At 52.7% G+C, this 19299-nt stretch carries 14 protein-coding genes and 1 other RNA gene; 3 read left to right on the plus strand and 12 right to left on the minus strand.

What is annotated here, in order from left to right:
• Positions 1 to 4: 4 nt before the first annotated feature.
• The 6 genes from FYJ62_RS05755 to FYJ62_RS05780 form a co-directional block, all read right to left on the minus strand.
• The gene (locus FYJ62_RS05755) at positions 5 to 1690 is read right to left on the minus strand and encodes a formate--tetrahydrofolate ligase (RefSeq protein WP_326832001.1); all 1686 of its coding nucleotides are present in this window, start codon (positions 1688 to 1690) and stop codon (positions 5 to 7) included.
• Entirely contained in the window at positions 1687 to 2040 is a 354-nt protein-coding gene (locus tag FYJ62_RS05760) for a hypothetical protein (protein ID WP_154548669.1), read from the minus strand. The genes FYJ62_RS05755 and FYJ62_RS05760 overlap by 4 nt, the downstream gene beginning before the upstream one ends.
• A 179-nt stretch (positions 2041 to 2219) precedes the next feature.
• Positions 2220 to 3347 carry a THUMP domain-containing class I SAM-dependent RNA methyltransferase gene (locus FYJ62_RS05765; RefSeq protein ID WP_154548671.1) on the minus strand — a complete coding sequence of 376 codons (1128 nt, stop codon included), beginning with the start codon at positions 3345 to 3347 and terminating at the stop codon, positions 2220 to 2222.
• 205 nt (positions 3348 to 3552) lie between these two features.
• Positions 3553 to 3920, minus strand: an RNA gene (gene rnpB / locus FYJ62_RS05770) — RNase P RNA component class B.
• Between the two features lie 28 nt (positions 3921 to 3948).
• Entirely contained in the window at positions 3949 to 4455 is a 507-nt protein-coding gene (locus FYJ62_RS05775) for a DivIVA domain-containing protein (RefSeq protein ID WP_154548673.1), read from the minus strand.
• An 85-nt stretch (positions 4456 to 4540) separates the two neighbouring features.
• On the minus strand, positions 4541 to 5104 hold the full coding sequence (locus FYJ62_RS05780) for a DUF1273 domain-containing protein (protein WP_154548675.1): 564 nt from the start codon (positions 5102 to 5104) through the stop codon (positions 4541 to 4543).
• A gap of 178 nt (positions 5105 to 5282) precedes the next feature.
• On the opposite strand from FYJ62_RS05780, the gene recU reads away from it, so the two are divergent.
• From recU to FYJ62_RS05795, 3 genes are all read left to right on the plus strand, one after another.
• Positions 5283 to 5912 carry a Holliday junction resolvase RecU gene (gene recU, locus FYJ62_RS05785; protein WP_154548677.1) on the plus strand — a complete coding sequence of 210 codons (630 nt, stop codon included), beginning with the start codon at positions 5283 to 5285 and terminating at the stop codon, positions 5910 to 5912.
• Positions 5912 to 8227 (plus strand): transglycosylase domain-containing protein, encoded by a 2316-nt coding sequence (locus tag FYJ62_RS05790; protein ID WP_154548679.1) that lies wholly within the window; start codon positions 5912 to 5914, stop codon positions 8225 to 8227. Before recU ends, FYJ62_RS05790 begins: the two co-directional genes overlap by 1 nt.
• A 166-nt stretch (positions 8228 to 8393) precedes the next feature.
• On the plus strand, positions 8394 to 9395 hold the full coding sequence (locus tag FYJ62_RS05795; RefSeq protein WP_154548681.1) for a D-2-hydroxyacid dehydrogenase: 1002 nt from the start codon (positions 8394 to 8396) through the stop codon (positions 9393 to 9395).
• A 77-nt stretch (positions 9396 to 9472) separates the two neighbouring features.
• Here the strand turns inward: FYJ62_RS05795 and nth are convergent, their stop codons facing one another.
• The 6 genes from nth to addA all read right to left on the minus strand — a co-directional run bounded on the left by nth (position 9473) and on the right by addA (position 19298).
• Positions 9473 to 10117: an endonuclease III gene (gene nth / locus FYJ62_RS05800; protein WP_154548683.1), complete on the minus strand. Its 645-nt coding sequence runs from the start codon at positions 10115 to 10117 to the stop codon at positions 9473 to 9475.
• 1 nt (position 10118) lies between these two features.
• Positions 10119 to 10766 (minus strand): DnaD domain protein, encoded by a 648-nt coding sequence (locus tag FYJ62_RS05805; protein ID WP_154548685.1) that lies wholly within the window; start codon positions 10764 to 10766, stop codon positions 10119 to 10121.
• An 87-nt stretch (positions 10767 to 10853) separates the two neighbouring features.
• Entirely contained in the window at positions 10854 to 12152 is a 1299-nt protein-coding gene (gene asnS, locus FYJ62_RS05810; RefSeq protein WP_154548687.1) for an asparagine--tRNA ligase, read from the minus strand.
• A 54-nt stretch (positions 12153 to 12206) separates the two neighbouring features.
• Positions 12207 to 12701, minus strand: a complete 495-nt coding sequence (locus FYJ62_RS05815) for a hypothetical protein (RefSeq protein ID WP_154548689.1) — start codon at positions 12699 to 12701, stop codon at positions 12207 to 12209.
• A 9-nt stretch (positions 12702 to 12710) separates the two neighbouring features.
• A complete protein-coding gene (locus FYJ62_RS05820) occupies positions 12711 to 15497 on the minus strand; it encodes a helicase C-terminal domain-containing protein (protein WP_154548691.1) in 2787 nt (928 codons plus the stop codon).
• 69 nt (positions 15498 to 15566) lie between these two features.
• A complete protein-coding gene (gene addA / locus FYJ62_RS05825) occupies positions 15567 to 19298 on the minus strand; it encodes a helicase-exonuclease AddAB subunit AddA (protein ID WP_154548693.1) in 3732 nt (1243 codons plus the stop codon).
• Position 19299: the final 1 nt, after the last annotated feature.

The raw sequence follows: 19299 nt of genomic DNA on the forward strand, positions 1-19299 counted from the left end.
ATTTCTAGAAGAGGCCGCTGATCTTGCCGTTGTCGTCAACGTCAATATCCAAGGCAGCTGGGTGCTTTGGCAGACCTGGCATGTCCAGGATGTGGCCCGTAGATACGACTACGAAGCCGGCACCGTTGCGCAGGCTGATGCTCTTGACGTGCAGGGTAAAGTCAGTTGGAGCACCAAGTTCCTTGGCATTGTCGCTAAAGCTGTATTGAGTCTTGGCGATAATGACCGGGAGCTTGTCCTTGCCCATCTTTTGCAAGCGGGCCAGCTGCTTTTCGGCCTTTTCGGTATATTCAACTTGCCCAGCGTGGTAGATGCGCTTGGCAACTTTTTCTACTTTGGTCTTTAAATCATCATCTTCATTATAGCTTGGAACCAGGTCATAATCACTAGCATCAGCCAATTTAACCAGAGTTTCCGCAGCCTTGACCGCGCCCTTTGAGCCTTCGTCATGGGCAGTAACGACTTCGCATGGGTGCCCTTCACCATTGATCAGCTTCTTGAGCAGGTCGAGCTCGGCTGGCGTGTCGGTTGGGAACTTGTTGATGACCACCAGCAAAGGAATCCCGTATGAAGCAACGTTAGCCATGTGCCGCTGCAGGTTGGCAAAGCCTTCCTTAAGTGAGTCCAGGTTTTCTTCCTTCAAGTGGTCGGTTGACTTTTCAGCTTGGTACTTCAAGGCCCGAACCGTAGCGACCATGACGGCGGCATCTGGCTTCTTTTCCAACTTGGTTGATACGAAGTCCAGGAACTTTTGTCCGCCAAGGTCGGAACCAAAGCCAGCTTCTGAAAGAACGTAGTCGCTCAGGTGCAGGGCCAGGTTGGTTGAGATGATGGAGTTGTTGCCGTGGGCAATGTTGGCAAATGGACCGCCGTGCACGAAGGCTGGCGTGTGTTCCAGAGTTTGAACCAGGTTTGGCTTCAAGGCAGTTGACAGCAAGGCGGCAATTGCCCCTTGGAAGCCAAGGTCCTTGACGAAGACTGGCTTGTCTTCAGTCGTGTAGCCAACCAGAATTTCGCCGATTCTGTGCTTCAAGTCGGCAATGTCCTTGGACAGGCACAAGATGGCCATCAATTCGTGGCCAACAGTCAGCTGGAAGCTGGCTGGGCGTTCAACGCCGTTGAACTTGGAGCCTTGGCCAATGGTAATCTTGCGCAGGGTCCGGTCGTTGACGTCCAAGCCACGCTTGATGACGATCTTTTCCGGGTCAAGGCCGATTTCATTGCCTTGGTAGATGTAGTTGTCAACCAGGGCGGCTAGGTTGTCGATCGCGGAAGTCAAAGCGTGCATGTCGCCAGTGAAGTGCAGGTTGATGTCTTCCATTGGAATGACTTGAGCGTAGCCACCACCAGCGGCGCCGCCCTTCATCCCGAAGACTGGACCCATTGATGGCTCACGCAAGGCAATGAAGGCCTTCTTGTGAAGCTGGTTGTTGATGGCATCCCCCAAGCCAATGGTCATGGTTGACTTGCCTTCGCCGGCTGGAGTTGGTGAAATTGAGGTGACCAGGATCAGCTTGCCCAAGTGACCGTTCTTTTCGAACTTTTGGATGGCTGGCCAGTTGATCTTGGCCTTGTCGCTGCCATATTGCTGCAGGTCGGCTTCAGTCAAGCCAAGCTTGGCGGCAACATCCTTAATTGGCAATTCATTGGCTTCAGCTGCTTGTGCGATTTCAATATCTGACTTCATTATTTTGATCCACGCTTTCTATGAAAAACAACATAATCAATCGTTTGGTGCTTGGAGACTTGGGCCCGATAGACACGAAACGACTTCCAACGAGCTAGCAAAACTGGCTTGCGATCCAGGACGACCGTCTTCTGGTAGGGCAGGCGCAGGCGCGCCGGCTCTTCCAAGGCGATGTAGGAGCAGTTCCAAGTGTAGACAAGCAAAAGGGCAAAGATCGTGAAGGTCAAGACCATCGGCGGGTTGACAAAGGCCGTTCCTTCCAGGCAGAAAATAATTGCCAGAAACAAAACGCAAAGCAGCCAGCTGTAGTAGATGACTCCCATGTTGCCAAGGAAAATAAAGTGCTTCTTCATGAAATACTCCTTGTCGCTAGATAAGTTTGATTATAACAAAAAAAGTCGGTTTGTTAAGGATTTAGTGCAATTGTGATTGAAAATATGGTGATTTCTTCAGAAAGTAAAGAAATTCGTGAACAATTCTTTCAGCAGGTGGGTGAAATGGTCGCGATTGATAGCTGACTTTTCAATAATTTTTAATGCTTCCGGTTGGCCCAGAACTGGTAGAAGTCGACGCGCAGATTGCCGTTGTAAAGCTTGCGCTTCTTGGTCGCCTTCTTGCCAAAGAACTTTTCAAAGTCCGGATCAGCCGTCAAGTAGTATTGGCTGAAAGAGTCAAGCGGGCGCAGCACCTCGCCCATCTGGGCGTAGAGCTTCTCAGCTCCCTCCTTGTCCTTGAGCCGCTTGCCGTATGGGGGGTTGGAAACGATTACCCCGTTTTCAAGCTCAGTCGTAAAGTCCTTTACGGCAACCTGCTTGAAGCGGATGTCCTGCAAGACCCCAGCATTGTGGGCGTTGAGCTTGGCTACTTCCAGGATGGACTGGTCGATATCGCTGGCTTGAATGGCGGTTTCGCATGGCTTGACCAGGCTCTTGGCCTCCTCCACCATTTCCGGGTGCAGCTTCTGGTCAAACCAGTCAAAGCCGTCAAAAGCAAACTGGCGCAAGGTGCCCGGGGCAATGTTCTTGGCAATCATGGCCGCTTCAATCGGCAAGGTGCCGGACCCGCACATTGGATCAATGAAGGGATGAGTCCCATTGAACGGGGTGAGCTTGATCAGGGAAGCGGCAAAGTTTTCCTTTAATGGCGCCCCGCCGTGCTCAATCCGGTAGCCGCGCTTAAAGAGACTTTCACCGGTCGTGTCCAGGGAAAGGCGGGCAACATCCTTATAGATGTGAATGTCCAGCGGGAAGCGGCTGCCATTTTCCGGCAGCATCCCCCGCCGACGATACTGGGCACTCATCTTGTCTACGATCGCCTTCTTGACGATTGCCTGCACGTCAGGCTCTGAGTGCAGCTTGGAGCGAACTGCCCGCCCCTTGACCGGAAATTCGGCATCGACTGGAAGCAACTGGGCCCAGTCGAAGGCATAAGTTTCATTGTACAGGGTCTCGAAGTCCTTGGCCGGGAATTCCTTCAAGAGGATCTTGACCCGGTCGGCCGTTCTCAGCCAAAGGTTGCAGCGGACGATGTCGGCCTGGCTGCCTTTGAAAAAGACCCGGCCGTTTTCAGACCGCGTCTCATAGCCCAGGCTCTGCAGCTCCTTGGCAACGACGCTTTCAAAACCCGCCCCCATCGTGGCGTATAATGTGTATTCTTCCATGTATGATCTTTCCTGTTCTTTTATCAGCGCTAATGCTTGGCAAAATGCCAAAAACGTTTCCATCTGTTCTTTAGTATAACGAACTTTGGGGCAAAAGAGAAAGCTGACGACCGACTCTTAGCAAAAATAAAACAATCTGTCCAAAATGCTTTTTGCCCACAAAAAAAGTTGGACTTCCGAAGAAGCCCAACTCTGCCTTGCAAATTTCTATAAGCCACGTTTTGTTCCAGCAACCATTTGGCACTAGTTGCCTTCAGCAGCCATCTATCTCTACCGTAGTAGTCCAGCTTTTAGTTCAGTTACCTAAGCTGAGACGCCCCTACCAAAAATTTTGGGTTACACGCTCGCAGGGTTTACCTCGTTCCACCAAGCCGGTTTCCCGACTTGCTCCGTCACTGTGGCACTTTCCAGGATAGTCACGCGTGGCCTTGCGGCTTTAGCGCTTTTTCCGCCGTGAAGTCAATTGACTTCCTCCAGCTTATTGGGCTGAATACGATCACTACGAGCATCGCAGCTCGTGCGTGCGTGGACTTTCCTCAGCCGGCTCAAGGCCGGCCGCGACTGCTCAAAATCTGCAACGTTTTAATTATAACAAAAATTCTTACTTTTGTAAGTCCTGAATTCCATAAACTCTTTGTTCCAGGTTGTAAACCTTGCGTTCCAAAGTGGACAGGCGCTGAATAATTGCCATATTGGTTGAAATTTCACCATTGCCCGTCGCAGCCACGCTGTTGAAGCTGCTGCCAAAGCCGCCGCGCTGTGAAGTTGGCGTGTAGGTCTTGACTTCTTCTTCACCGACCTGCGAATCCAGGTTCTCAGTCGTCGCGCTTGCTGGCACTTTAGCCCGGCTGGCGATGGCTTGGCTGGCCTTTTGGTTGGCCAAGGCGACCTCTGACTTGGCCTGCTTCTGTGCTTCGATTACCTTGCCCTGCAGCTCACCGATCTGCCCATAAAGGTCTTCGATGATGCTCTGGAAGGTTTCGTAGTCAGCAATGATCTGGTCCAGGTATGAATCGACTTCGTCTGGATCGTAGCCCTTGACCTTGCTTCTGAATTGCTTCTTGAGAATGTCCTGTGCGGACAGCTTAACATCATTTAAATCTGCCATTAAAATTGACTCCTTTATACACAAACAATTCTATCAAAAAGGGGCTATGTAAAAAAGGACAAAAATGTTAAATTTTACCTCTTTTTTACCATTTACGGTGGCTTTCTTCATATTCGTTTGCCGCGTCCTCCAGATCGTACATGTCAATCAGGTCTAAAGGATAGTCATCGTTGCCGTCATCCTCGTATTGCTTGACCATGTCATAGTCAAAGCGGGTCTTGCCTGGATGCTCCGGGTCATAGACCATCATCGCCCGGTCGGTATGGTCAAACATGAAATGCTGGTAGGCCCGCAGCTGTCCGCCATTCCGGTAGTCCTCGCGGGAAGTTGGGGCGAAAAAGTCGACCTGGTCTCTAAGCTCCTGGAATTTCAGCTGATTGCCCTCGCTCCAGCGGGAGGAAAAATTCATATAAGGCACCATCATTGCCACGCGCAGGTCGTATTCCGCCCGCAGCTCCAGAGCAGTTTCAACCGTCCACTGCTCAACGCCCAGCTGCCCGCCGGTGATCACCCAGTCAAGCTGCCCGTCTTCCAGTAGCTGCCTTAAATAGTTCTTGATGGCATATTTGATCACGGTGATTTTCGGATCCTTGTCCCCAAAGGTCCCCAGCTCATAATTCCGGTAGCCGGTCACCCAAATTCGCTGCATGCTCTGCCCCCTTTTCTTGCCCGTTGCTTATTTTTTCAGGGCGTCTGGTCCGTTTTTGCCACGGCTTTCTTGTACAATATTACTATCACCTATTGTAACATGATGGAAACTAGCGGCGGGAGGTCGATTAGTTTTCTCAACTTTTTATTGTTATAATGTCTTGCAGGAGTGAATTGCAATGGTAAAGTACCCAACCGGTTCTGCCGTTCCCTACCGGGCATCCGCGCCAAAAGATCGGGGCTTTTGGAAGAAAGCCGGCAAGCGGGCCAGTTTTTCTGACCGCGGGATGACCTTGGAGCAGCAGATCAATGAATCGAATCAATACTACCTGAACAAGGCTGTCGCCGTCGTCCACAAAAAGCCGACCCCGATCCAGATCGTGAAAGTCGACTATCCCAAGCGCTCCAAGGCGGTGATTCGCGAAGCCTACTTCCGCCAGGCTTCCACGACCGACTACAACGGCGTCTACCGGGGCTACTATCTGGACTTTGAAGCCAAGGAAACCCAGAACAAGACTTCCTTTCCTTTAAAGAACTTCCATGAGCACCAGATCGTTCACTTGCACCAATGTTTACAACAGGATGGAATTTGTTTTGCAATTATCGGCTTTATGACCCTTGAGCGCTATTTTGTGACTCCGGCCACTTTTTTGATCAAATGCTGGAATGATTGGCAGAAAAATGGCAAGAGCTCAATGAGCCTGGAGGAGATCGAAGCCAATTCCATTGAAATTAAAAGCGGATTTCGGCCAGCCCTGCCCTACATCGACGCGGTTGACCAAATCATAGCAGATAGGAACAAACAGTAATGGCAACAAATAATTCAAACCAAGAAAACACCCGGATGGCTCGCTTTCACAAGGGCGAATCCAAGAAGAAGCGCAATCCTGTTCTGCAGGTCCTGAAATGGCTTCTCCTGATCGTCCTCCTGACGGTCGTGTCCGGCGTCGGCGTTTTTGCCTTCTACGCCAAAGACGCGCCAAGCATCAGCACTGAAAAGCTGCAAAGCGGTGGTACCTCCAGCTTTTATACCACTAATGGCAAGTTCTTGATGTCAATCGGGTCGCAGACGCGGGTCTATGCCAAGAGCAAAGACATCCCGCAGACGCTCAAAGATGCAGTCGTCTCGATTGAAGACAAGCGCTTCTATGAAGAAAAGGTCGGCCTGGACCCAATCAGAATCGTGGGTTCCCTCTTGACCAACGTCAAGAGCCAGGGCATCGCGGCCGGCGGCTCAACCATCACCCAGCAGCTGGTCAAGCTGACCTGCTTTTCAACGGCTACCTCCCAGCGGACCCTGTCCAGAAAGGCCCAGGAAGCCTGGCTGGCCATGAAGGTCGAACGGGAGTATTCCAAGGATCAGATCCTGGAATTCTACATCAACAAGGTCTTCATGAATTACGGGACCTACGGGATGGCTACCGCGGCCAACTATTACTATGGCAAGAAGCTCAAGCAGCTTGACTTGGCCCAGCTGGCCTTGCTGGCGGGGATGCCAAACGCTCCGGTCGCCTACAATCCTTACCTGTACCCGGCCAAGGCTAAGTACAGAAGAGACCTGGTCCTGCAGGCCATGTACGAGAACAAGAAGATCACCAAGAAGCAGCTGACCGCCGCCAAGAAGGAAAACGTCCAGACTGGCTTGAAGAAGCACTCTTCAACGAACGAGTCCAAGCTGCGCCAGGTTGACGATGCTTATATCAAAGAAGCAATTGCTGAAGTTCAGGCCGATGGCTTCGACCCGTACAACGACAACCTGAAGATTACCTTGAACATCGACCAAAAGGCCCAAAACAAGCTTTATTCTCTGGCTAACGGTGGCAGCGTCCCATTCACCAGCAAGAAGATGCAGGTCGGGGCCACCGTGGTCAACCCTAAGAACGGGCACGTCGTGGCCATCCTTGGGGGCCGGCACCTGCCAGCCGTGCAGCTGGGCCTGGACCGGGCAGTGCAAACGGGCCGCTCTACCGGGTCCACCATCAAGCCGGTCCTGGACTACGCGCCAGCGATCGAATATCTGAACTGGCCTACCAGCCACATCGTGCAAGATACCAAGTACGTCTACCCTGGGACCAGCATCCAGCTGTACGACTGGGACAACTCCTACCAAGGGGCCATGAGCATGCGCTATGCCTTGATTCAGTCAAGAAACGTTCCGGCCGTCCGGACTTTGGACGAAGTCGGCATCAACCGGGCTAAATTGTTTGCCCGCAAGCTTGGCGTCAACATCAGCTCCAGCGCCGGCTTGTCCACGGCGATCGGGGCAGATGCCTCCTCCTTGCAGATGGCCGGTGCTTACGCTGCCTTTGCTACGGAAGGGATCTACCGCAAGCCGCGCTTCGTTTCAAAGATCGAAACGGCTGACGGACAGACCCGAAACTACAACTCCAAGGGCGTCCGGGTCATGAAGAAGTCAACTGCCTACATGATCACCGACATGCTTAAGGGCGTGTTCACTTCCGGGACTGGCACCGAAGCCAAGGTTTCTGGCCTCTACGAAGCCGGAAAGACCGGGACGGTCAAGTATTCCGACGATGAGCTGGTCAAATACCCGTCTTACAGCTCAACGCCAAAGGACGCCTGGTTCAACGGCTACACCAAGGAATATGCCATCAGCATCTGGACTGGCTATGACAACTTGAAGGACGGGACGATCTCTGGGGTTGGCCAATATTCCGCCCAGATCCTGTATAAGTACTTGATGGCCTACTTGATGCGCAATACCACTTCAACTGACTGGGACAAGCCGTCAACGGTCCTTAAGCGCCGTATCGTCAAGAACAGCGAGGACACGGTAGCCAAGTCTGGCCAGTCCTACACTTGGGAGCTCTTCGTCAAAGGCTACGCGCCGGCTGATAAAGAGTATGCCGGCTCAACTGGCACCACTTCTGGAACTTCATCGTCAGCGGTTTCCAGCGTCAAGCACAGCTCAAGCTCTGCTAAAGCCGGCTCGAGCTCTTCTTCAAGGACCAAGGCATCCTCGTCTAGCTCATCGAGTGCATCCAGTTCAAGCAAGACTTCCTCACCCAGTCAAAGCAGCCAGTCATCAAAGACTGAGTCGTCAAAACAAGATGAAGGCAACAACGACAATAACAAGCAAGCTGACAATAAGCAGGACAATTAGCGCCCTGCTGCCTGGCAGGCCGAAAGGCCGGCCAGGCTTTTTCTTTATATTTTGAGAAATAGTAATGATATCCAACCGCTTTCTGCCGCGTTTGCGTTAAAATAGAAAGTGAACTGAAACATATTCAGAAACATAGTCATTTACGAAAGCAAAAGGAGCTATTTTTATGACCAAAATTGCCATGTATAACGTCAGTCCGGTCGAAGTGCCATATATCGACGACTGGGCCAAGAAGAACGACGTGGAAGTCAAGACGACCGACAAACCGCTGACCAGCGAAAACGTTGACCTGGCCGCAGGCTGCAGCAGCATTTCCCTGAAGCCGCTGGGCCCAATCACGGAAGAAATCGTCTACCAGAAGCTGCATGAATTCGGGGTCAAGTGCATTGGCCTGCGCATCGTTGGCTTCAACACCATCAACTTCGACTTCACCAAGAAATACGACCTGCTGGTAACCAACGTGCCGGTCTACTCCCCGCGGGCAATCGCTGAAATGACGGTCACCCAGGCCATGTACCTCTTGCGCAAGATCGGCGTCTTCCGCTACCGGATGGACCATGACCACGACTTTACCTGGCCAGGCGACTTAATTAGCAACGAAATCTACAACCTAACCGTCGGCTTGATCGGGGTGGGCCATATCGGCAGCGCCGTTGCCCAGATCTTCTCAGCCATGGGCGCCAAGGTGATTGCCTATGACGTGGCCTACAACCCTGAGTTTGAGCCATTTTTGACCTACACTGACTTTGACACGGTCTTAAAGGAAGCCGACATCGTTTCCCTGCACACGCCCCTCTTCCCGTCAACGGAGAACATGATCGGTGAAAAGCAGCTTAAGGAAATGAAAAAGTCAGCCTACTTGATCAACTGTGCCCGCGGCGAGCTGGTTGACACCAAGGCCTTGATCAAAGCCTTAAAAGCAGGCGAGATCGCGGGTGCTGGCCTGGACACCCTGGCTAAGGAAAGCAGCTACTTCGGCCACAAGAACGTCAGCGAAGATGACATTCCAGAAGACTACAAGACCCTGGCAAAGATGCCAAACGTCGTGATCACCCCGCACTCAGCCTTTTACACCAAGACTTCCATCCGCAACATGGTGCAGATCTGCCTGAACGACCAATTGACCATTGCCAAGGGCGGCCGGCCAAGAACCATCGTCAACCAGTAAAATTTATCTATAATGCCAAAAAGACCGTTAGAAGCAGCTTCTAACGGTCTTTTATCGTTTGTGACTATTTTTAGTTTTTACTTCAGATAGGCATATGGATCCGGATTCTTGGCCCGGGCGGGCATTGTGTAGCGGCCAAAGAGAATCATCGCATGGTGGGTGTGGATCCACTCTTCTTCTGGGAGCAGATCCTCCAGCCGGTGCTCGATTGCCAGGGGCTTGGCGTCCTCCGGCACGATCTTGAACTTTTTGGAAATCCGCGCCACGTGCGTATCCACCGCAATCGCGGGTACGCCCCAGCCTTCGGCCAAAACGACATTGGCCGTTTTGTTGCCAACGCCTGGCAGGCGGAGCAGATCAGCCTTATTGCCGGGAACCTCGCCGCCGTAATCATCAACCAGCATCTGGGCCATTTCTTTAAGGTGCTTGGCCTTGGAATGATACAGGCCAAGCTGGGAGATATCAGCTTCAATAGCCGTGACTGGCGCTTGGGCCAGCTTTTCCGGACTAGGGAAATCGCTGAAAAGACGAGGCGTTACCCGGTTGACCATCTTGTCAGTCGTCTGAGCGCTCATCAAGACGGCGCACAGCAGCTGAAACTTGTTTTCCCAGTGCAGCTCCCCTTTCGCGTCTGGATACATGGCGTCGATGCGGCGCAGGACCTCTCTGGCCTCATCGTCGGACAACAATTCTGTATCTGCCTTGCCTGCTTTTTTAGCCATCTTAACGGTTCCTTTCTAAAAAATTCTGTACTTCTGCCGGCGTCTTCAAGTTCATTCGCTGCCAGTTGAGCAGGACCCGGTCAACGTACTTAAAGCTTAAGGCCCGGCTCAAGACGGCTTCTCTAAGGGCCAGCTTGATAATCTCTGGCTCGTAGTGGTCAATCGTCAGCCAGTCGCTGATTTCTTCCCGCTCAATTGGCGTCAGATAGCGACCAAATTCAATTTCAAACTCCCGGCAGAGGCGGTTGAGCGGATCATTGTCCAGGTCGCTCGCGCGATTCTCAATCGTCTTCCCCTGATCGTTCTTGATCTGCACGTGCTCATCCAAATACTGGTCCAGCTTGCTGTACAAGGGATCAAGGCTGTAGCAGCTGGAAATGCGGCCTTCATCGTCAGTCAGCTGCTTGATTTCCAAGTCCCCCTTGTCAATCAGGCTTTGCACTAAGACAGCCACGTCGCTGCTTGAGAAGTTGGTATTGGCGGCAATCTTCTCATTGCTTGGGAAGCAGTTGTTTCTTTGAAAAAAAGCTTCCAGCTGGATGACCAGGACCAGTTCCGCCTCAGAAAGTCCGAGCTGGGCATAGTAGGCAATCAAGCCGTTGCCCAGGCTGGTCATGCCCAAGCGGCGGTAAAAATTAATGTCGGTCATGGCAAATCTTCCTTTCAAAAAGTCGCAATAAAAAATAAAAGGGTGAGCTGACTCACCCTTTTATTTTAACATCAGTCTTAGCAAGGATTAAGGCTGCATTCTGTTGATCATTCTTGGGAATGGAATTGCCTCACGAACGTGGTCCAGCTTGCAGATCCAAGCAATAACGCGTTCAAAGCCCATCCCGAAGCCGGAGTGCGGCACGCTGCCGTACTTGCGCAGGTCAAGGTACCAGCTGTAGTCGTCCAGGTTGAGACCGGCTTCTTCGATTTGTGCCTTCAAGGTGTCGTAGTCGGCTTCACGTTCTGAACCACCCATGATTTCCCCATAGCCTTCTGGTGCTTCGACGTCGGCACACAGGTAGGTCATTGGGTTTTCTGGGTTCTTCTTCATGTAGAATGGCTTGATTGCCGTTGGGTAGTTGACGATGAAGAATGGACGGTCAAATTTCTCTGACAGGAAGGCTTCGTCTGGAGCCCCGAAGTCATCGCCCCACTTGAAGTCGCGGCCGCCTTCTTGCAGCATCTTGACCGCGTCGTCGTATGACAGGCGGGTGTAGTGGCCTTCAGCAGCAGGCTTGAGCTTGTCGATGTCCCGGCCAAGGATTTCCAGTTCGTATTCACAGTGTTCCAGAACTTGGCCGACAACGTATGACAAGAAGCGCTCTTGCAAGTCAAGTGACTCGTCCTGGTGCATCCAGGCCATTTCCGGCTCCATCATCCAGAATTCAGTCAGGTGGCGGCGGGTCTTTGATTCTTCAGCCCGGAAGGTTGGGCCAAAGGTGAAGATCTTGCCAAAGGCTTCAGCCCCAACTTCACCGTACAGCTGGCCTGATTGTGACAGGTAGGCATCGTGGTCGAAGTAGTCGATGTGGAAGAGCTCAGTCGTGCCTTCTGGAGCTGAGTGCATCAGCAGCGGCGCATCGAACTTAACGAAGCCTTCGTTTTCAAAGAAGTCGACCGTTGCCTTGAAGATGCGGTTTCTGATCTGCATGATGGCAAATGGCCGGCGGCTTCTCAGCCACAGGTGCCGGTGGTCAAGCAGGAAGTCGATCCCGTGTTCCTTATTGCCGATTGGGTAGCCTTCATTGTTGCAGACAACCTTCAGATCAGTAATTTGGATCTCGTAGCCAAAGTGTGACCGGGCATCTTCTGAAATCGTGCCAGTGATGTAGAAGCTGGCTTCTTGGCGCAGCCCCTTGGCTGCTTCAAAGACTTCTTCGCTGACATTGTTCTTGCGGACAACGCCTTGGAAAAAGGCTGAACCGTCACGGAGCTGCAAGAAGACGATCTTGCCGCTTGAACGCTTGTCGGTCAGCCAGACATGCATCTGAACTTCTTCGCCAACGTGTTGGGCTGACTCTCTAATTGAAATCAATTTTGTCATTCTATAATATCCACCTTAAAAATTTGTTTAACTCCTTCAATCATAGCAGAAATTTTATAAATTATCGACCAGAGAAAGCAGATTTCCGTCTTTAAACTTGTAAACCGCGTAGCAGTAGCTGCCATCCGCGTTGGTCGCGGCGACTTCCCAGACGGCCTGCTGGTCCTTCCAGCCCAAGTTTATGGCTCTGATCTGCTTCTTGGGATAGGTCTTGGCAAATTTATCCTTGACGCTGCTTTCGCTCACCCCGTCACTGGCCGTGTAATAGTAGGCCTTGCTGGACTTTGGCAAGTAAATGATGTAGGCTTGCTTGCCCTTTTTGGTCGTCCCGCTGGCTGAATAGGAAACGACGCCCCGGTCCAGGTGGTAGTGCTCATCCACCTGGGTGATCGCGGTTTGCTTGACCAGCTTGTCGACCTTGGCCTCATACTTACTATAGGGCTTGGATGCTTGATATACAAGGGCTACCATACCCACGTAGGCTAAGAACAGGAACAAGATCAGCCAGGCCAAATACTGCAGAACGTTTTGTACTCTTTCATCTAACATGCTTGCATGCTACCTCGCCATCTTTAATTTTGCTTTCAGCTCTTTGATTGCCACCTTTTCAACCCTGGCCGGCAGGCTGGCCCGGAAATAGGCTCCGTATTGCTTGGTCCAAATGCGGGGATCGAGGATCAAGAAGGTCCCATGGTCTTCTTCCCCCCGAATCAGGCGGCCACATCCCTGACGCAGGCGCAAAGCGGCCTTGGGCAGAGACTCTTGGTTGAAGACGTCGATGCCCTGCTGGGCCAGATAATGCTGCTTGAGGCGGACTTCCGGCAGGTCCGGCGACTCAAATGGCAGGCGGGTCGCGATGACCAGGTCAATCCCGCAGTTGTGGAAGTCGATCCCCTCCCAGAAGGAATCAGCCCCCAGCAGAATTGACTTTTCCGCGATCACGAAGCGCTTAGCCAGGCGTTCGTTGGAGCCGGTCAAGCCTTGGGCCAGAAGCTCATAGTCCTTGACTCTTGGGTCATTCAATAGGTTCAGATAGACTTTCTTGATCAAATCCAAGCTGGTAAACAAGACCAGGACGTGCTTTTGCCCATTCAAGTCCTTGGTCAGGATCTTTTCAATCAGCTGCTGGTATTCGGGGCTGTCCGGCTCTGGCTGGTGCTCGTCGACCGCGAGAATCTTCAGGTGCTGGTCCATGTCAAAAGTCGACTTGCCCTTAAAGGAATCGACCGCCAGGCCGTTTAAGGCCAGTTCGTGTTTGGCGTAATCAAATTTGCCGTCATTGGACATTGTCGCACTAACGAAGGACAAATGGTCAAAGCGGTCATAAATTTTATGCAATTCTTCAGAACTGTCCAGGGTCATCCAGTGCAGGTTGCTGCTCAGTGAGTCCCCAGGGTTGGTCACGTGGACGATAAAGCCCAAATGATTAAGATTCTCCTTCTGGCTTAGCAGATCGGCCAGCTGATAGCTCTTTTCCGCGTAATAGTCGATATGGTCAACCTGCTCGGCCAGTTCATCCATCAAGGACTGCTCATCGGTCAAATAGCGGTCGCGCTCCCGGTAGAGCAGATCAATGATCTGGTTGGTGTGGATCCGGACCTGCTCGAGCTTTTGCTGGAATTCCTTCAACAAGCTTCTGAAGGGGGAGTCGTCCGGGAAGAGGTCAGTTCCTTCAATCGTGAACTGAATGCTCTTGTTCGGCAGGGTTCTTTGCCCTAAAGCCTTGTCTTTCCGGCTGTAGACCAGCTTCTGCATCCGGTTCAAAGTCCGGATCAGGTCTAAGCTTTCTTCGTCCAGCAATTCAAGCAGGAGCTTGAGCTGGACGTTCTCCTCGCTCTCTTTTGCCAGGTTGTTGTCGGTAAAGTACAAGAGGTTGCGCAAGTGGCTGACCATCCCCCAGATGGATTCAAACCGCAGCGAATCGGTTCTGGAGGAAACCAGGCTCTCAGCAAAGCGGTGGGCCTCATCGACAACCAGGTAGGGATTCTGTCCCCAGATGGAGTCCATATAGTGGTTGACCAGGTAGGCGTGGTTGGTGACCAGGATATTGGCCTGCTCCTGCTTTCTTCTGGCCAGATTCCAAAAGTCAACGCTGGCAAAGCGGGTGCCGACCCGGGCATCCCCTGGATGCTTGATTTGGGTGAAAATTGGCAGCTGCTCAGCAGTCAGCTGCAGCTCATCCAAGTCCCCGGTTGTCGTTTCCGTCAGCCAGACCAGGATGCCCATCTGCAGGATCAAGGTCGTCTTGTTGGGAGCAGGCTGACGCAGGGTTGAGGCAAAGCCGTCTAGATCCAGGTAGTGGCTGGAAGCTTTGACCATTTCCGCGTTCAGCCCCAGGCCAGTCACCTTGAGCAATTGGGGAATCTCCTGGTTCAGAAGCTGCTCTTGCAAAACCTTGGTCGGCGTGGCGATGACCAGCTTGCGGCCAGAATAGAGCTGGTAGGCATAGGCAAACAGGTAGGCAAAAGTCTTCCCAGTTCCGTTGGGTGCTTCCACCAGCAAAATCCGCTGGCGGTCATCATTGACGAACTCATGCATGTAGTCAATCAGGTCAACCTGGGGCTGGCGGTAATTGATCTGATTTTTGAAGAGCTTCTTTTTGGCCTCATTGCCTACTGGAAATTCCGTCTGCCGCCCTTCTTGGACGACTGGCAGCTCCTGCTTGTGCAAGACCAGATTCTGGACCTGAATCTTATCTTTGGGCAGCTTGCGCCGCTTCTTGCGCGAGCCGTCGGCAATCGTCTTGATGATCCAGCCCGTGTCGCGGATCAGTTTGGGCGCCATCGTCCCGAGCAAGTTCAGAGTTGCCTGCGGCAACCGCTCCAGCTTCTCGATGATCTTGACCAGCAGAATTGCGGTTCCATAGGCATCAGAATCGGCCTTGTGGGGATTCTTGTGGGAAATTTGCAGGCTGGCGGTCAAATCCCGCAGCTTGTAAGACGGCTGGGTTGGAAAGGCGATCTTGGCCAATTCAACCGTATCCACGGCCTTGATGTCCAAGGGGTCAAGCCCGGCCTGCTCCAGCTCATAGTTTAAAAAGGGAAAATCAAAATTGACGTTATGGGCCACAAAGACCGTGCCCGCCAGGATCTTGCGGATCTTGGCCGCGTAGTGGGCAAAGTCCGGCTGACTGGCGACCATTTCATTGCTGATGCCGGTCAGGTTGGTGACCGCTAGCGGTATCTCGCCATGCGGATTGATCATCAAAGAATAGGTCTTGACGACCTGGCGCTTCTTGACAATCGCGCAGCCGAACTGGATGATCCGGTGTCCCTCTTCTTTCCGGGTTCCAGTCGTTTCCAAGTCGACGACGGCAAAGGTCTCATCGTCAAAAAACTGTCCCATGCGTCCACTCCTTTCCATTCATGGTATTGCTGTTAATTGTTGTAAATATTGTAAATTGCTTCTGCTTCCTCATCCGGTGACTTCCACGACCTGTTGGCAGTCCAGCAGAATCAGGTACTTATGAGCCACTTTCCGCTCGCTTTGACCGGGCTCGCTGATCTCATTCAGTGCCTTCTCATAGAGCTCCAGCTGCCCGCGGTATTTTTCCTTCAATTCCGCGATTGAAGACTCCAAGTTTGCCCGGTCAACGTGGTCAGTCTTGTAGTCAAATAAAATAATACCATTTTCACCGGCATAATAGCCATCGATTGTCCCATGGACCAAAATTTTGCCCGGAAAATCGCGCAAACTGGCAAACAGGCGGCCTGGATTGAGGATGATTGAGAAGTTCTGCTCCCGGTAGAGACGCTCAGGATGTTCACGGAAGCGGCTGGCAAAAGTGCTGGAGATGAACCACTGAAGGTGGTCGCGATTGATCTGCTCGGCCAGGGCTTGGGTCAATTTGCCGCTTTTGACCAGCTGGTCGATCTGCTCATCCAGATTCTGCCGGCTGGGTTCTTGTGAATAGTCATAATACTGCAGGACCAGGTGGGTGGCCGTCCCGATTTCCGCTGCTGAAGCCCCCTTCTTGAACAAGAAGTCCGGCTCTGTGTCAATTGGCTGCAGGTAGCGGTTGGTGGCGGCCAATTCCGGCGTGTGGGAATTCTCCAGTTCCTTGTCGTCGGGATCCCCAACCGCCTTCTTGATTTCCGATACGGTCTGGTAGGCCGTCGTGGTCGTAGCGGCTTGATTAGGATACTCGTAGTCAAAAAACTTCTTGGTCCAATTGACCGCTTCCAGCTCGATTTTGGACAAAGCGGCTTCTGCTGCCGGCTTTTCACTTTCTTCTGGCAAGATTGGCTCATCTTGCCCATCAGTGTAGTGAACGAACCGGAGCCGGCCGTCATCGCCGTCAGCCAGGTCCTTGACGTGCAAGTCGCTGGCATGCTCTTGCTCTTTATACTTGGCCAAGGCTGGCGCCAGGAAGTCAAGGGGCTTGTTGACGTTCATCTTATCGATCAGGGAGACCTGACCGCCCTTGATCTGCCGGCTCCAGGCCGCTTCCTTGCTGGCAAGAGGCGTCTTGGCTGACACGGGGATATCAGCGACTAAGACCAGCTTCTGTTTGGCCCGGGTCAAGGCGACGTACAGCAAGCGGGCTTCTTCTTCCAGCAGCTTCTGCTTCTTGATGATCTTCAGCCAAGACTTGAACAAGGTATCTGCCATGACCTCCGGTGCTTTGACAGGGGACGGGAAGGCCATCCCCAGCCCTTCCGCGTCCAAGACCCAGCTGCCGGACAGGTCGGAGCTGATCAGGTAGCGCTTTTGGAGGCCGACCAGGAAGACGACTGGATACTCCAGCCCCTTTGAAGCGTGAATCGTCATCAGTTTAACCGCGTCTTCAGCGCTTTCGCTGGAAATTGGCTGTGAGAGGTCCTTTTGGTTCTTGCGCATGCGGGCAATAAAATTGATGAACTGGTACAGGTCACGGAAGCCCGAGCTCTCATAAGCCGTCGCTCTTTCATACAAGGCCGTCAGGTTCAGCCGCCGCTGCTCGCCATTGGCCATGGCCGTGACCATTTCCAAAAAGCCAGTCTTCTGGTAGATGGTCCACAGCAGCTCGGAAATCCGGTGGCTGTTGGCAAAGTCGCGCAAGTCATCCAGCAGGTCAAAAAAGCCCTGGATTCTTCCGGCCAGCTCATCATCATGGCGGCGGGCATAGCTTTCCATAGCCGTAAAGAAGCTGACTGACCGCTGGGCCAGGCGGATGTTGGCAAAGTCGCTGGAAGTGAAGTTGAAGATCGGTGAGCGCAGGACGGCGACCAGGGGGATGTCCTGGTCAGGATTGTCGATGACCTTCAAGAAGGACATGACTACTGTCAGCTCAAATGTCTGGAAGTAGTTTTCAACGTCCATGACAAAGAGGGGAATCTGGTATCTGTCAAAGGTCTGCTTGATGGCCAGGTTGTTGGACTTGGCTCTGGTCAAGATGGCAATGTCGCCGTATTTGATCGCCCGCTTGGTCTTAGTCTTGGGATCATAGATCTGCATCTGGCTCTTGACCATTTGCTGGATCCGGCTGATGATCATCTGCACGTCAGTTGGATCCATTGCCTCGCCGTCATCGTCGGCGTCGCTTTCGGCCGCTTTCACGGACAGATTTTCATGGAAAAGCACTTCTGTTGCGGCGGAAAGGTTCAAATCCTTTTTATAGCCGGCGGCGTACTTCAGCTGCCCTTCGCTCTTGTAGTCAATGCCGCCGAAGTCCTTAGTCAGGACCGGGTCAAAAATCATGTTGACGTTGTCGACCACTGGCTGGCTGGAGCGGAAGTTTTCCGGGAAAATGATCCGCTTTTTGCCACTCTCTGGGCCGGCCTGGCCAAAGTCATCATACTTGGCGATGAAGAGACTGGGCTCAGCCTGGCGGAAGCCGTAAATGGACTGCTTGACGTCGCCGACCATGAAGACGTTGTTCTTTCCCTCCCGCTTGAGGCTTTGAATCAGGCCATCCTGCAGGGCGTTGGTATCCTGGTATTCATCGACCATGATTTCCTTGAACTTGTTTTGGTAGAAGGAACGGGCCAGATCGCCGCCTTCGTCCTGCTTGGTCAGGATTTTGTAGGCAAACTGCTCCATGTCGCTGAAGTCCAGAACCCGTTCGCCGCGCTTGATCTTGGCAAAGCGCTCGATGAAGGCCAGTTCGACTTCCGCGATGATCTGGCTGATCTCATAGCCCTTGTCCATCAGCTCCTTTTGCTGCTGGTTGTCAACCGCGTAAAAGGCCAAAAAGAGGCTGCTGACCCGGTCTTTGACCTCATTGCGGACTTCTGCCGCTTCCAGGCTGGCTTCCGGGAAGGCCTTGACCTTTCTTAAGGTCCCCTCAAAAATGCAGTCCCGGGCCTTGGCCAGCTGCACGTCGTATGGGTCATCAGTGTCCAGGCTCTCCAGATATTGGTCCAGATGGGCCGCTTCAAGCTCATAAAGCTTGCGGATCTTGTCCATGGCTGCCTGCTCCATGTCCGCCAGCGCTAAAACTTCCGCGACCTTCTCCCGCAGGTCGCCAAAAGCGGCCAAAAGGTAAGGCTTGATCTGCTTTTGCCAAAGGGGACTGTCCACGAGGTCGCTGGTCGGCACTTGGTATGGCTGGCATAAATTGCTCAGCCAGTCCTCATAGTCGGGCTTGGCCATCGCGTAGTTGTAAAGGGCGTTGAGCAGGTCTCTTGAGGCATCGGCATTGCGGTCGCCCAAAAAGGCATCATAGAAAGTCTCAAACTTCTGCTTCTGGACTGGGTCCGGGCTTTCCAGATAGTCGTGCTCAACCTCCCGCAGGGCCCGCTCTTTGAGCAGGCTCTGCTGGGTCTCATCCGTCAGGATTGAGAAGTCTGGATCCAAATCAATCGTGTAATAGAAGCGGCGAACCACGTCCAAGCAAAAAGAGTCGATCGTGGAGATGTTGGCCGTCTCCAGACTGGTCAGCTGCCGGGTCAGGAAATTGCGCTCCTCTTTGGACAAGCCCGGCTTGCGGCTTTCTTCTTCAAGCCGCTGCTTGATCCGCTTTTTCATTTCTTCAGCCGCGGCATTGGTAAAAGTGATGACCAGCAGCTGGTCAACCGGCATCTGGTCGGCAATGACCTCCTTGATCACCCGCTCAACCAAGACGCTGGTCTTGCCAGAGCCCGCCGAGGCAGAGATCAGGATGTCGCTGCTTCTGGTATTGATCGCGGCCTCTTGGGCTGGCGTATATTTGACTTTGCTTGACATA

The sequence above is a fragment of the Lactobacillus porci genome, assembly GCF_009695985.1.
Taxonomy (GTDB): Bacteria; Bacillota; Bacilli; order Lactobacillales; family Lactobacillaceae; genus Lactobacillus; species Lactobacillus absianus.

Coding starts and splice junctions, on each gene's coding strand:
- FYJ62_RS05760 (WP_154548669.1), bottom strand. CDS start 2,040: ATGAAGAAGCACTTTATTTTCCTTGGCAACATGGGAGTCATCTACTAC.
- FYJ62_RS05765 (WP_154548671.1), bottom strand. CDS start 3,347: ATGGAAGAATACACATTATACGCCACGATGGGGGCGGGTTTTGAAAGC.
- FYJ62_RS05775 (WP_154548673.1), bottom strand. CDS start 4,455: ATGGCAGATTTAAATGATGTTAAGCTGTCCGCACAGGACATTCTCAAG.
- FYJ62_RS05780 (WP_154548675.1), bottom strand. CDS start 5,104: ATGCAGCGAATTTGGGTGACCGGCTACCGGAATTATGAGCTGGGGACC.
- recU (WP_154548677.1), top strand. CDS start 5,283: ATGGTAAAGTACCCAACCGGTTCTGCCGTTCCCTACCGGGCATCCGCG.
- FYJ62_RS05790 (WP_154548679.1), top strand. CDS start 5,912: ATGGCAACAAATAATTCAAACCAAGAAAACACCCGGATGGCTCGCTTT.
- FYJ62_RS05795 (WP_154548681.1), top strand. CDS start 8,394: ATGACCAAAATTGCCATGTATAACGTCAGTCCGGTCGAAGTGCCATAT.
- nth (WP_154548683.1), bottom strand. CDS start 10,117: ATGGCTAAAAAAGCAGGCAAGGCAGATACAGAATTGTTGTCCGACGAT.
- FYJ62_RS05805 (WP_154548685.1), bottom strand. CDS start 10,766: ATGACCGACATTAATTTTTACCGCCGCTTGGGCATGACCAGCCTGGGC.
- asnS (WP_154548687.1), bottom strand. CDS start 12,152: ATGACAAAATTGATTTCAATTAGAGAGTCAGCCCAACACGTTGGCGAA.
- FYJ62_RS05815 (WP_154548689.1), bottom strand. CDS start 12,701: ATGTTAGATGAAAGAGTACAAAACGTTCTGCAGTATTTGGCCTGGCTG.
- FYJ62_RS05820 (WP_154548691.1), bottom strand. CDS start 15,497: ATGGGACAGTTTTTTGACGATGAGACCTTTGCCGTCGTCGACTTGGAA.
- addA (WP_154548693.1), bottom strand. CDS start 19,298: ATGTCAAGCAAAGTCAAATATACGCCAGCCCAAGAGGCCGCGATCAAT.